The sequence below is a fragment of the Gilliamella sp. B2887 genome, assembly GCF_026537015.1.
Classification (GTDB): Bacteria; Pseudomonadota; Gammaproteobacteria; order Enterobacterales; family Orbaceae; genus Gilliamella.
In genome coordinates this window covers 144,398-158,454 of the sequence record NZ_JAFNMX010000002.1, presented here as the reverse complement: position 1 = coordinate 158,454, position 14,057 = coordinate 144,398, and the positions used below count along the sequence as shown (strand labels likewise).

Annotated in this window: 13 protein-coding genes; 8 read left to right on the top strand and 5 right to left on the bottom strand. The window is 33.2% G+C overall.

All coding sequences use genetic code 11. The annotated features are described in order from the left end of the window. Nucleotides 1-92 precede the first annotated feature (92 nt). From thrC to ribD, 3 genes are all read left to right on the top strand, one after another. Nucleotides 93-1,382, top strand: a complete 1,290-nt coding sequence (gene thrC, locus J3U13_RS02540; RefSeq protein ID WP_267339933.1) for a threonine synthase — start codon at nt 93-95, stop codon at nt 1,380-1,382. Nucleotides 1,383-1,955: 573 nt separating this feature from the next. Beyond that, nucleotides 1,956-2,408, top strand: a complete 453-nt coding sequence (nrdR, locus tag J3U13_RS02535; RefSeq protein ID WP_267339932.1) for a transcriptional regulator NrdR — start codon at nt 1,956-1,958, stop codon at nt 2,406-2,408. 9 nt (nt 2,409-2,417) lie between these two features. Next, on the top strand, nt 2,418-3,527 hold the full coding sequence (gene ribD, locus J3U13_RS02530) for a bifunctional diaminohydroxyphosphoribosylaminopyrimidine deaminase/5-amino-6-(5-phosphoribosylamino)uracil reductase RibD (RefSeq protein WP_267339931.1): 1,110 nt from the start codon (nt 2,418-2,420) through the stop codon (nt 3,525-3,527). Between the two features lie 131 nt (nt 3,528-3,658). Here the strand turns inward: ribD and J3U13_RS02525 are convergent, their stop codons facing one another. Genes J3U13_RS02525 through J3U13_RS02510 form a run of 4 tightly spaced genes read right to left on the bottom strand, consistent with a single transcriptional unit; the run spans nt 3,659 to nt 7,356 of the window. Further along, nucleotides 3,659-4,096: a PTS sugar transporter subunit IIA gene (locus J3U13_RS02525; RefSeq protein ID WP_267339929.1), complete on the bottom strand. Its 438-nt coding sequence runs from the start codon at nt 4,094-4,096 to the stop codon at nt 3,659-3,661. A gap of 45 nt (nt 4,097-4,141) precedes the next feature. Beyond that, nucleotides 4,142-5,557, bottom strand: a complete 1,416-nt coding sequence (locus J3U13_RS02520) for a PTS fructose transporter subunit IIC (protein WP_267339927.1) — start codon at nt 5,555-5,557, stop codon at nt 4,142-4,144. 12 nt (nt 5,558-5,569) lie between these two features. Then, nucleotides 5,570-6,490 carry a 1-phosphofructokinase family hexose kinase gene (locus J3U13_RS02515; RefSeq protein ID WP_267339926.1) on the bottom strand — a complete coding sequence of 307 codons (921 nt, stop codon included), beginning with the start codon at nt 6,488-6,490 and terminating at the stop codon, nt 5,570-5,572. A gap of 11 nt (nt 6,491-6,501) precedes the next feature. Next, the gene (locus tag J3U13_RS02510; RefSeq protein WP_267339924.1) at nt 6,502-7,356 is read right to left on the bottom strand and encodes a tagatose bisphosphate family class II aldolase; all 855 of its coding nucleotides are present in this window, start codon (nt 7,354-7,356) and stop codon (nt 6,502-6,504) included. A 343-nt stretch (nt 7,357-7,699) separates the two neighbouring features. Here J3U13_RS02510 and J3U13_RS02505 point away from each other — a divergent pair, with 343 nt between their 5' ends. Both J3U13_RS02505 and J3U13_RS02500 read left to right on the top strand, forming a co-directional pair. Further along, nucleotides 7,700-8,527: a DeoR/GlpR family DNA-binding transcription regulator gene (locus J3U13_RS02505; protein WP_267339923.1), complete on the top strand. Its 828-nt coding sequence runs from the start codon at nt 7,700-7,702 to the stop codon at nt 8,525-8,527. 1 nt (nt 8,528) lies between these two features. Then, on the top strand, nt 8,529-9,494 hold the full coding sequence (locus J3U13_RS02500) for a sugar kinase (RefSeq protein WP_267339922.1): 966 nt from the start codon (nt 8,529-8,531) through the stop codon (nt 9,492-9,494). A 249-nt stretch (nt 9,495-9,743) separates the two neighbouring features. Here the strand turns inward: J3U13_RS02500 and hemW are convergent, their stop codons facing one another. Next, nucleotides 9,744-10,877 (bottom strand): radical SAM family heme chaperone HemW, encoded by a 1,134-nt coding sequence (hemW, locus tag J3U13_RS02495; protein ID WP_267339921.1) that lies wholly within the window; start codon nt 10,875-10,877, stop codon nt 9,744-9,746. A 199-nt stretch (nt 10,878-11,076) separates the two neighbouring features. Between hemW and J3U13_RS02490 the strand changes: the two genes are divergently transcribed. From J3U13_RS02490 to zwf, 3 genes are all read left to right on the top strand, one after another. Then, nucleotides 11,077-11,949 carry a D-hexose-6-phosphate mutarotase gene (locus J3U13_RS02490; protein WP_267339919.1) on the top strand — a complete coding sequence of 291 codons (873 nt, stop codon included), beginning with the start codon at nt 11,077-11,079 and terminating at the stop codon, nt 11,947-11,949. 181 nt (nt 11,950-12,130) lie between these two features. Further along, on the top strand, nt 12,131-12,415 hold the full coding sequence (rplY, locus tag J3U13_RS02485) for a 50S ribosomal protein L25 (RefSeq protein ID WP_267345362.1): 285 nt from the start codon (nt 12,131-12,133) through the stop codon (nt 12,413-12,415). Between the two features lie 181 nt (nt 12,416-12,596). Further along, nucleotides 12,597-14,057, top strand: a complete 1,461-nt coding sequence (zwf, locus tag J3U13_RS02480) for a glucose-6-phosphate dehydrogenase (protein ID WP_267339915.1) — start codon at nt 12,597-12,599, stop codon at nt 14,055-14,057.

The window sequence follows — 14,057 nt, the reverse complement described above, 5'->3', positions numbered from 1 at the left end:
GTTTCCAACGTGTTATTGTTAGGTCTACAAATGACTAACAGATAAAATAAACAATATAAGCCTTATAAGCCTTAGGATAATCGGAAAATATTATGAAATTGTACAATTTAAAAGATCATTCACAGCAAGTTAGCTTTGCACAAGCGGTACAACAAGGATTAGGAAGAGGACAAGGTCTATTTTTTCCTCAAAATTTACCAAAATTTTCGCTAAATGAAATAGATACATTATTAGAACTGGATTTTGTCAGTCGTAGTGCCAAGATTTTATCCTCCTATATTGGTGAAGAAATTGGTGATGATGATATGCATAGATTGGTGAAAAATGCGTTTCAGTTTCCTGCTCCTGTCAAATCAGTGGAAGAGGATGTAGGTTCATTAGAATTATACCATGGCCCAACATTAGCCTTTAAAGATTTTGGTGGTCGCTTTATGGCTCAGGCTTTGGTGCAAGTCGCTGCTGACAAAAAAATTACGATTCTAACGGCGACTTCTGGTGATACTGGTGCAGCAGTTGCCCATGCTTTTTATCATCTACCTAATATTCGAGTAGTAATTTTATATCCTGAAGGCAAAATTAGCCCCTTACAAGAAAAGCTATTTTGTACACTTGGTGATAATATTCATACTATTGCGATACAAAGTGATTTTGATGCTTGCCAAGCATTAGTTAAAAAAGCATTTGATGATGAAGAATTAAAAACTGCAATTGGCTTAAATTCAGCTAACTCTATTAACATTAGCCGATTATTAGCACAAGTTTGTTATTATTTCGAAGCATTTGCACAGTTAACTCCAGCACAACGTGAGCAATTAGTAATTTCTGTACCGAGCGGTAATTTCGGTGATTTGACAGCGGGTCTACTTGCTAAAACAATGGGGTTACCAATTAAACGTTTCATTGCTGCAACCAATGCCAATGATACAGTGCCGCGTTATTTGGAAACAGGTAAATGGGAGCCTCATGCAACGGTAGCAACGCTATCTAATGCCATGGATGTTAGCCAACCTAATAATTGGCCACGTATTGAAGAGATTTATAAAAGAGAAGGGTGGGTGCTTACATCACTTGGTCATGCTGCAATTTCTGATGAAATATGCAAACAGACTGTGCGAGAACTTGACCAAAAAGGTTACCTTTCTGAACCTCATGGCGCAATTGCTTATCGTGCACTGCGTGATCAGTTACAAAAAGGAGAATACGGATTATTCTTAGGTACTGCACATCCAGCTAAATTTAAAGAAGTGGTTGAAGAAATTCTTGGTAAATCCATTACTTTACCTAAAGCCCTTAGTGAGCGTGCGAATATGACATTACTCTCTCATTACATGCCTGATGATTTTACTAAATTGCGTGATTTTTTGATCAAATTAGATTGGTAAATTGTTATTTCCGTCGTTAGTTTGGCGACGGAGTTTTTTATTCATTATTAGTATTAATCTAATTTATACGATCATTGCTTTATCTTTTTATAATTGTCCTGTTAGTGATAATTTCATGACATTAACATTAATGCTAATCTTGAATTACTATTCACATTCTTTATTTTTGAACATTATGATTGAATAAATCTTTGCATTTTTTGATTTCGCCTGTTGTTTCACTGTAAATGATTCTGATATTTTAAAGTATTCAATTTTCTACCTTATTCTTTCGAGCTTATCTTATTATCCGGTCTTTACATTATGACTAAAAACGCTTCAAATTTTATACATTAATCTACGTTTTAACATGCTGGCAATGAAAATAATGATATGAATGAAAGATGTCTTTTTTATTCATATATCACAGGTTTTTAAAGAAAATCAATGAGAAATATTGGATAATTTTAATTATGCTTAAACTAAGCAAAATTATTAATTTATTAATGAAATAATCATTCATTATTGAAACCTTGTTTTAATTGATATTTTCAGCTATTGTAATGTTAATTGTGACGTTATTAGGATGATTTTATGCACTGTCCTTTTTGTAATGCTGATGATACTAAGGTGATTGATTCACGCCTTGTTGGTGAGGGTTTTCAAGTTCGTCGTCGTCGACAATGTGTAGAATGTAATGAACGTTTTACCACATTTGAAGTTGCTGAATTAATTATGCCTAATGTTATCAAAAGTAATAAAGTTCGTGAGCCGTTCAATGAAGATAAATTGCGCAATGGTATAAAACGCGCATTAGAAAAGCGCCCTGTTGCTTTTGATGCTATTGAAGATGCAATTACGCGTATAAAATCAAAAATTAGAGCAACGGGAGAACGTGAAATACCCGCTAAACTTATTGGTAATTATGTGATTGAAGAACTTAAAGATTTAGATAAAGTCGCTTATATCCGTTTTGCTTCCGTTTATTTCAGCTTCCATGATATTGAGCAGTTTAGTAACGAAATCGCTAAACTACAACAAAAATAATTACGTTATATGATTAATGATAAAGATCAATTTTATATGCAGCAAGCAATCGAGCTTGCTAAACTTGGACGCTTTACTACTCCTCCCAATCCGAATGTTGGTTGCGTTATTGTTAAAGATGATAAGATAATCGGCAAAGGTTATCATCAAAAAGCTGGGGAGCCTCACGCAGAAGTGAATGCACTAACAATGGCTAGTGATAAGGCTCAAGGAGCAACAGCTTATGTAACACTAGAGCCATGTAGTCATTTTGGTCGAACTCCTCCGTGCGCTGATGCGTTGATTAACTCAGGTATAACTCGTGTTGTTATTGCTATGCAAGACCCTAATCCAAAAGTTGCAGGTAATGGTATTAAACGGTTAAAAGGCGCTGGAATTGAAGTTATTGTTGGTGTTCTAACTGATCAAGCTGAAGCCATTAATAAAGGCTTTTTAAAATGTATGCGCACAGGCATACCCTATGTCCAACTTAAACTCGCTTCCTCGTTAGATGGAAAGATTGCTATGGCATCGGGCGAAAGTAAATGGATAACTTCAAGTGTAGCAAGACAAGATGTTCAACAATTTCGAGCTCAGGCTGGTTGTATTTTGAGTACGCGAGCAACAGTTCAAGTTGATAATGCCAGTTTAACGGTTAGATATAATGAATTACCTAATGAGATCAGAAAATTTTATTCACAAGAAAATATTCGACAACCTGTTCGCATTATCATAGACAGTAAAAATCGATTAACAGGGAATGAAAATATCTTTAGTCAATCAGCTGAAACATGGATAGTGCGAAAGGAAAATATCCCAATTACTCAATCCAACACTAAGCTGATAATTGAATCTTCAGCTCAAAATCATATAAATTTAGTTGAATTATTAAAGCAATTAGGTAAAAATCAAATTAATTCTGTTTGGGTTGAAGCAGGAGCACATCTTGCTGGTGCTTTGATTGAAGAAAATTTAGTTGATGAACTAATAATATATTATGCACCTAAACTGCTAGGTCATAATGCAAAAGATTTATGTGTATTGCCTCATCTAAGAAAATTATCTCTAGCACCCCAATTTAAATTTGAATCTGTAACAGCAATGGGCGATGATTTAAGAATTATTTTAAAAAGAAAGTAAACTTCATTCTTGATGGTAGTTCAATAACCTTATTTTGAATAACATAACGACTTGAAATAATAAAGTGATTGTTAATAAAATAGAAATAAACTCCCATGAATTCACATTATTTTTCTCATGGGATGGTTATATTAGTTTCCTTGAAGAATTGTTAATAGATCTTCTGGTTTTTTAACTGATTGAATTCGCTCTATTGTGTCTTCATCAATCACAGCTCGCGTAAGTTGTCTTAGCACATTTAAATGTTCATTATTTTTAGCTGCTATACCAACTATAACATAAGCAATGTTGTTATCTTCATCCCATCTTATACCTTGTGGATAGTAAATTACTTTTAAACCAGTTTCAATTATACTATTTCGTTTGTCTGTAGTTCCGTGTGGAATAGCAATACCATTACCTAAAAATGTTGAAATTTGTGCATCACGATCTAACATAGCTTGAGTATAATTATCTTTTACTAAACCAGCTTTAATCATATTTTCTGCTACAGTTTGAATTGCTTGTGATTTAGAATAATATCCATCAATAATTAAAATGTCATCGGCTGTTAGTTTAAAATTATTCATTTTATCTCCTTATTAATTGAACATAACAGAATATTAAATAGTAATTTATTTAGGCATTTTCGTCGTTAATTGTCGGTTTTGATGAATACGCAGTAAACCGAATAATATTGCTCCAACTAACGCGCCAGCAAAAATACAACCAACCCATTGAAATGGATTATTAACTAATGGAAGTACTAAAAAACCACCATGTGGTGCTGGTACTTGTATTTGACAAATAAATGTCAATACTGATGCGATAGCGGAAGATAACATCATGATAGGAATGACATGTAATGGATCTTTTGCTGCAAATGGAATGGCCCCTTCGGTGATATGGGTAGCCCCTAAAATATAATTTACTATCCCAGCGGCACGTTCTTCTTCAGTAAAAATCTTATCTCGAAAAATAGTTGTTGCAAAAGCAATAACAAAAGGTGGCACAATACAAGCAGCCGAAACACCAGCCATAAAGTAGAAATTACCTTCACCCAATAACATAGTACCTGTTACATAGGCAGCTTTATTAACAGGTCCACCAAAGTCGAATGAACACATTGATCCAATAACTATTCCGAGCAGAACTGGATTGGCAGTTTGTAATGATTCAAGGAATGATTTCATTGCATTGTTAATGCCTGCTATTGGTCCACCAAGCCAGAACATACCTGATCCAATTACAAATACACCAATTAACGGCATAATAAAAATGGATTTAAGACCTTCAAATGAACGAGGTAGTTCATTAAGTGATTTTTTGACATAAAGCATCAAGTAACCGGCAGCAAAACCAGCTATAATGCCACCTAAAAAACCAGCGCCAGTAATATTGGCTATTAATCCACCAATAAACCCTGCAACCATCGCTGGCCTTCCACTTATGGAGTAAGCAATAAAAGCTGTAAAGATTGGTACCATTATGTTAAATGCTTGTCCACCTATTTTCATTAATAACGCTGCGAACTCATTGTATTGAGCATTATTTGGATCGGCAGAATAGATTCCCCATAAAAATGATAAAGCAATTAAGACACCACCAGCTACTACAAAAGGCAACATGTTTGATACGCCACTCATTAAATGTTTATAAATTTGGCGTCCTATTGACTCTTTTCTTACGAATTGATTTGATGGTGTCGTATTAATCGTGCTATTTTGTTTTCCTTTACGAATGGGAATCATTCCAGAAGTAATTTGTTCTATTAATGTTGTAGCTTTATGAATACCATCTTTAACGGGAACTTCAATAACGGGCAAGCCATCAAACCGATCGGGGTTAATGTCTTTATCAGCTGCGATAATTACACCAATAGCATTGGCAATATCATCATCAGTAATTGCATTGTCAACACCTCCAGCACCATTTGTCTCAACTTTTATCTGTATTCCTGCTTTTTGCGCAGCGCTTTTTAAAGCTTCTTCTGCCATATAAGTGTGGGCAATGCCTGTCGGGCAACCTGTAACGGCTAATATCTTCTTCATAACATTTCCCTTTTATTTAATTTGGATTACGGCTAGTTTTTCCATATAGGAACTGATTTTATTCAGTTGACCTAAGCCATCAGATTCAGCAACGTTAGCACCAGTTGCTGAGGCTTTTTTCATTGCATTCTCAATATGTTTTTGTTCTGGTAACCACTCGCTTAAAAAAGCTGCTAACGATGCATCACCTGCACATGCAGAGCTAACCAGTTTGATTGTAACGGCATCACAAAACCAAATGTGCTGTCCATTTGAAAAATAGAGACCTTTCGATCCCATTGTTAATAAAATATTTTGAGCACCAAATGAATGTACTGTTTCTATAGCAGTAATGACCTGTTTGATTGTTTGAGTTTTCAATCCAAAAATATCATTTAATTCATCATCATTTGGTTTAATTAACAAGGGATGATAAGTGAGTAATTGCTTTAAATTTGGATGGCTGATGTCCAAAATAACTTGTATATTTTGTGTATGACATAATTCCATGATAGATTGATAATAATCAGATTCAATATTATTTGGTAAACTGCCACTAATGACCAAATAACTATTTTTTTCAAGAGTATGGATAATATTTAGCATTTCTGTTTTTTTATTATCTGGAACAAAAGGTCCTTTACTTACCAATTTATATTCTTTTTGCCCATCGTTAATAAAAACATTAATTCGTGTGATATCGTCAATAAAACAAGGTATCGTATGAATTTGCATCTTAGTTAATTCTTCAACGATATATTTGCCAGTAAAACCACCAAAAAATCCTAATGCACACGTCGGTTTGTTAAATGTATGCAAAACTATTGAAACATTGACCGCTTTACCATTTGGACTGTATTTCGTATGTGATGTACGATTAACCGAATATGGAATTAACTCTTGGCAATGTATATTCATATCAATTGCAGTATTAAGTGTTAATGTATAGATCATTATTTTGGCCTCTATAATTTACCTGCACATCCACAAGTAGTAATAATTTTTTCAATAATCTTTTTCATTGCCGCTTTTGCTGGTTTCATATAATCACGAGGATCGTTAGCATCAGAGTGCTCAATAAAATAGTGTTTTAATGCATCAGAAAAAGCGATTTTCAATTCTGTTGCTACATTGACTTTACAAATACCTCGTTTAATACATTCACGAACATCTTTATCAGGAACACCTGAAGCACCATGTAATACCAATGGAATATCTATCATTGAACGGATCTCTGATAAACGCTCAAAGTCAAGTTTTGGTTCAGATTTATAAAGTCCATGAGCTGTACCTATTGCAATTGCGAGTGAATCTATTCCCGTCCTTTCAATAAAATCGACTGCTTGTTTTGGATTTGTATATAAGGCATCTTTAGCATCTACCATTAAATCATCTTCTACACCACCAAGACGCCCTAATTCTGCTTCAACACTGACATCATAACGGTGAGCATATTCAACAACTTGTTTTACGATGGCAATATTCTTTCCGAAAGGAAAGTGTGAACCATCGATCATTACCGATCTTATACCAGCATTAATTTTGTAAGCGATATCGTTATATTCTTCATGATGATCTAAATGAATTGCTAAAGGAATGTTGTATTTTTTCGATAATTCTTCAGCAATGGCGATAATATTTTCTGTACCAGCATAACTATAAGTACCAGGTGTTCCAGCTAAAATAACTGGTGACTGTAATTCAGAAACTGTTTCTACAACGACTTGTATGGTTTCTAAATTATGGATATTAAAGGCAGGAACGGCATAATGTTCTTTTTGTGCTTTTTTTAACATATTGTGAGTGGAAATGATAGACATGTGTTTTCTCCTTAAATTTGCATAAATTACCAAACATAATAACTTTTTAATTGAAAGGTATTAATAAAAATTATGCTTGCAAAACGAAAGTTATACTAGTGTTAATAGAGTGAGAAAGATCACAAAAATGGATTTTAATATTCAAAAAATAATAAATTTGTTGCTAAAGTTTAATTTTAGCGGTTAACTACTCATCAGCTATATCAGGTTGTAAAAACAATATAATCTTTCTTAATCCTTTTAAAAGGATTAAGTAATTATTGGAGTAATTAATATTGACCACTAGTAGGATAAATTTTATTATCTTCGCTTTAATAATTATCAGTTATATAGGAAATAAAATTTGGCTAGAGCGTCTTCAGCCCTACTAAAACGTCGATTAGATATTGCCCAAATCGTACGTAAGCAAGGTGAAGTAAAAGTGGATGAGTTATCTGACATGCTTCGGGTCTCGAATGTTACTATTCGACAAGATTTAACTTATTTAGAACAACAAGGATATTTAAAACGTTCTTTTGGAGGAGCGATTTATATTTCTCCAGAAAATTTGATTAATCATACAAATATTGAACCACCAAATTGTATTAATATAGGTATAGAGGGTGGTGAAATAGATTTAGTAAAAAATTGTTTAAATTATATTAATGATGGTGATACTGTTTTTTTAAGTCATGGTAATTCAATTCGAAAACTGATCCCTTTTTTGCATAATAAGAAGTCATTAAGATTGATTATGAATGACATTAGGAATGCTCAATTAGTTAGAGAATTTTCTGATGCAGAAGTTATTCTTATTGGAGGGATTTTACAAGATGGAAATACGCTCCAAAATAGTAATACATTAACTCCTATCCTTAACCAATTTCATATTTCGCATTTTATTTTTGAACTAGCAGCTATCAATGCTCATAATCAATTGATGATTGAAAATAGTGAACAACAAAATACTTATCAACAGATATTTAAAAATGCTGATCATACCATTGGTATTATGCCTCAGCGATTTTTATTATCTGATAATTATAGTATTGGAAAATTAAAACATCTGGATGTTGTAATATTATCAAAACCAGCTGTTACTGAATATCATCAACAATTATTAGATTCAGATTTTAAGCAACGTGCTATAAACAAATACTGCATAACTTATCATAATTCAAAGGTAACTTAATATGCAATTTAAAATTTGTACTATTGGAGAATTGCTTGTTGAGTTTTTAGCAAAGCGGCAAAATCAACGTTTTGATCAAACAGGTGAATTTGTTGGACCTTTCCCAAGTGGCGCTCCAGCAATATTTGCTGATCAAGTGGCAAAATTAGGTTTTTCTGTCGTTTTTTTTAGCTGTATCGGTAAAGATCCCTTTGGTAATATGTGTATTAAGCGGCTTAAGCAAGATGGGGTTATTATTGATGGTATTACAACTCATAATAAGGCTAATACGGGTAGTGCCTTTGTAACTTATAAAGGCTCAAATGATAGGGACTTTATTTTCAATATTCCTAATAGTGCATGTGGTTTACTCTCTTTCAATCATATCAATGAAAACTTATTAAAAGACTGTAATCATTTGCATGTTATGGGATCATCATTATATTCTTTTCGTGCAATTGATGCGATGCGTAAAGCAATTGATATTATTAAAAGTAAAGGGGGGACAATTTCGTTCGATCCTAATTTACGAAAAGAGATGTTTAATATTCAAGAGATGGAGCAATCTTTTGACTATATTATGGACTATACTGATATATTTTTACCAAGTGAGGGCGAAGTAAGCTATTTTGCTAATAGTGACGATGAAAGTGAAGAGCAAATAATGTTGTCATTACTCAATAAAGGTATTAAGCACATTGTAGTAAAAAAAGGGCGTAAAGGTGCAAATTATTATGGATATGATGATAACAATAATTTATTAACTTTGCATGTAGACGGTTTTAATACAAACCCAGTTGATCCAACAGGAGCAGGAGATTGTTTTGGTGCGACATTTATCAGTCTGATGTTGGCTGGTTATTCGGTCAAGAATGCATTGCAATATGCTAATGCTAGTGGTGCGTTAGCTGTATCGAAAACAGGTCCAATGGAAGGAACTTCTACATTGACTCAATTAAAACAATTTATAGCTCAGTATAAACATTAATAATAATATTACGCTATTATTCAACTAGAAACGTGAATGAAAAAAATCCCAATAACAAAGTTATTGGGAAAACATAAGGAATAGGAAAACAATGAAATAAATGCATTGTCGGGCGTAAGTATGCACTTTTTTTCCTAAAATGTATGTAAAAATAACTAAATTATTAATTAAATGGTTAGTATTAATATCGTTAAATAAATGTAAACCATGATTCTTCTATTAATAAATTAATATTTATCCTATAATTATCTATAGGAATATTTCTAATAAAGAATTTAAAAACAGCTTTCCCCGTTCGGTTACTTGCCAACCTAGTGCATTTTCAATTAAATAATTTTGTTCAATAGCAAGATTAATTTGTTTGTTTACAGTTTTTAGCGGCAAGAAAGTTCGTTGTTCAAATTCGTGTTTAGGCACAATTTCAAATAACCGAAAACGATTCATAAAAAATTCAAACGGTAATTCTTCTTGTGTAACAGTATAAGATCTATCTAAATACCGTCCTTCTAGATACCCTTTAGGGTGACGTGTTTTTATTGTACGGATAATCTCGCCATTCGAGCTCGTAATTTTACCATGTGCTCCACAACCAATACCTAAATAATCACCGAAACGCCAATAATTTAAATTATGTTGACATTGAAAATCTGGTTTTGCATAAGCTGATGTTTCATATTGTAGATATCCATGATCAGCTAATAATTGATGACCTTGTTGATAAATTTCCCATAGATTATCATCTTCCGGTAATATTGGTGGTTTAGAACCAAATAATGTATTGGGCTCTATAGTTAATTGATACCAAGATAAATGAGGTGGAGCAATCTTAATTGCTTGTTTTAAATCATATAAAGCATCATTAACTCTTTGATTAGGCAAACCGTGCATTAAATCTAAATTAAAGCTACGTAAATTTAGATTGTGAGCAAGAGTTCCTGCATTTATGGCTTCTTCTGGATTATGTATACGTCCTAAATTTTTTAGTTTATCGGCTTGAAAACTTTGAATCCCTATTGAAATTCTGTTAACTCCTGCTTGTTGGTAACCATTAAATCTGTCCACATCAACAGAATTTGGATTAGCTTCAATTGTAATTTCTGCATCCTTATTTACAGGAATTATTTGGTTAACTTTTGTCAAAAGATTAGAAATTAATTCAGCGGAAAATAGACTTGGTGTGCCACCACCAATGAAAATTGAGTGAATTGAACGATCTGAACAAAGAACAGCATCTTGTTGCAGATCTTTAATTAAATTATCGATATATGCTGCATAATCTGGGATTTTTTTCACAGTATGTGAATTAAAATCACAATAAGGGCATTTATGCACACACCACGGCATATGAATATATAGGCTTATTGGGATTTTATACTGTAACATACAAATTTCCTGAAATTTTTTGACAAATGATAAATGATGACTTAATGAGTGCGGGGTATATTACTCTAAATAACTGAAAAAATCTTATTTACATTTATATCGTTTTTATAATGTGCTCAAAAAGCGTAAAATCAATACTAGTATTTAAATTCATTTTTTATGACATTGATCGTCGATCAAGTTAAATATAGGAGTCAATATGAATATTTATAAACAAATTTTAACTAGTACTACAGAATCAAAGTTATTAACCTCATCAGTTAAACAAATAAAATTTGGTGAATTGCCTATTTTAGTTATTCAACATAATCGTTGTTGTGCTGCTGTTAGTCTGCAAGGCGCTCATTTATTATTCTGGCAACCTTCAACAGAGCAGACACCTGTTATTTGGTTAAGTAAACAATCAAAATTTGAAAAAGGCGTTGCAATTCGTGGTGGTGTACCAGTTTGTTGGCCTTGGTTTGGAGCTTCAAGAACTCCTTCTCATGGCTTTGCTCGCCTTGTTCAATGGACTCTAGATTCATGTAATGAAGATGATAATGGCGTTAATCTTGTTTTGGTACTCTCCCAAAATCAACAAACAAAATCTTATTTTGACAAACCTTTTAATGTGTCTTTAAAGATTCATTTAGGTAAAACTTGTGAAGTGACTTTGAACTGTACAGGTGACTTTGAAGCAACCAGTGCACTGCATACTTATTTTAGTATTGATAATATTAGTCATGTTATTGTTAAGGGATTAGGTGAAACTTATCAAGAACGACTTGTTGTTGAAAATAACCCCGTTACTGTTGGTCACATGACTTTTAATCAAGAAGTTGATCGTATTTATACAAATGCTAATACTGAAATAACTATTAATGATAATGTTCGAACTGTTAAACTTACCACTACTGATGCAAGTGATGTGGTTACTTGGAATCCATGGATAGATAAATCTAAAGCAATGTCTGATTTTGGTGATGAGGAATATAGATATATGGTTTGTGTTGAAGCAGGGCGTATCAATAAACCATTAAAATTGTCACTAAATAAACAGTCGACTTATGGTTTCAAGATAGAATTGATTTAATCATTTTTATTCTAGCTGTATACGCGATCAATATTATACTAAGACAATAGTATTATTTGATTGCGTTTAATTGGATAAAACTTTATAATCGCTAGCGCTTTTTTTAAAGCACCTATTTTATAGCCAACTACTGGGTCGCCTGTAATTGGTTTTTATGTTAAAACAATTAAGAGAAATAAAAATGTTTAAATTTAAAGCAGAAGTTAGAAAAGTGCATGGTAAGGGTGCGAGCCGCCGCCTGCGTCACGCTGGTCAATTCCCAGCTATTATTTATGGTGGAACTGAACCTGCAATCTCTGTTGTGCTTGATCACAACCAAATCTTTAATATGCAAGAAAAACCAGAATTTTATTCTGAAGTTTTAACCCTTGAAGTTGACGGTAAAGCGGTTAAAGCGAAAGTGCAAGCAGTACAACGCCACCCATTCAAGCCAAAACTAGTCCATATGGATTTTGTACGCGTATAATTATATTTTAATTGGATATTATCCAATCAAAGATTTAAAATAAAGGTCACCTTCATGGTGACCTTTTATTTTAGAAAAATAAGGCAAATGCCTATTATTATGATTTACCCCATTAACTAGGTATACATAGGTAATACAACAGAATAGAATAAATCATATTCTACTATCTTAGGAGAGAACCATGTCTGATATCCCAGCTTGCGATTTAGTTATTTTCGGTGCTAAAGGGGATTTGACAAGACGCAAATTATTACCGTCTTTATATCAATTAGAAAAATATGGAAAATTGCCAAAACAGACCAAAATTTTAGGTGTTGGACGTGCAGAATGGGATCATGCTGCTTATGTTGAAGTTGCTAAAGATGCATTAACCACCTTTATGTCAGAACCATTGGATGATAATATTTGGCAAAGATTTAGCCAACGGCTTAACTTCCATAAATTGGATGTTAATAATCTTTCTGGTTTTAAAGAGCTTAAAAATAAACTTGATCAAACTCGACCAACTATTTTTTATTTTGCGATGCATCCGGGCGCTTTTGGTACTATTTGTCGAGGTCTAGCTGAAGCTGGATTAAATCAAGATCAGAATCGAATCGTGATGGAAAAACCACTTGGTACTGATCTGCAATCATCTCGTGAAATCAATGATTCAGTAGCAAAATATTTCAGTGAATCACAAGTTTATCGTATTGACCATTATTTAGGTAAAGAATCAGTTCTAAATCTATTAGCATTACGTTTTGCTAATCCATTGTTTGCCTCATTTTGGGATAGAAATTCGATCGATCATGTAGAAATAACGGTAGCTGAACAAGTTGGCATTGAAGGTCGATGGGGATATTTTGATAAAGCTGGACAAATGCGTGATATGGTGCAAAATCATTTATTACAAATTTTAACTATGATCGCGATGTCGCCTCCAGCTAATCTAGAAGATAATAGCCTACGTAATGAAAAAATAGCAGTGCTTGATGCACTTAGACCAATAAATAAAAACAACATTCGTGAGAAAGTTGTACGAGGTCAATATACAGCAGGATTTGTAAATGGTATTAATGTACCGGGTTATTTAGAAGAAGATGGGGCAAACAAAGAAAGTGATACTGAAACATTTGTAGCCATTCGTGTTGATATTGATAACTGGCGCTGGGCTGGTGTACCTTTTTATTTGCGTACAGGTAAACGTTTACCAAGCAAATGTTCCGAAGTCGTTGTTTATTTTAAACCATTACCACTTAATTTATTTAATGAATCTTATCCAGAGCTACCACAAAATAAATTAACTATTCGGTTGCAACCCGATGAAGGAATGGATATTGAAATTTTAAATAAAGTTCCTGGATTAGATAGTACACATACATTACAAACAACTAAGCTTGATCTGAGTTTTAATGAAACTTTTCATCAACATCGAGCCGATGCTTATGAACGATTATTACTTGAGGTTATGCGTGGACGACAAGCACTATTTGTCCATCGTGATGAAGTCGAAGCAGCATGGAAATGGGTTGATTCAATTATTAGCGCTTGGGAATCAGATAAAGAGTCACCAAAAACTTATCAGGCAGGTACATGGGGCCCAGTTGCATCGGTTGCCTTAATCACTAAAGATGGGTATTCATGGCATGAATTTGAATAA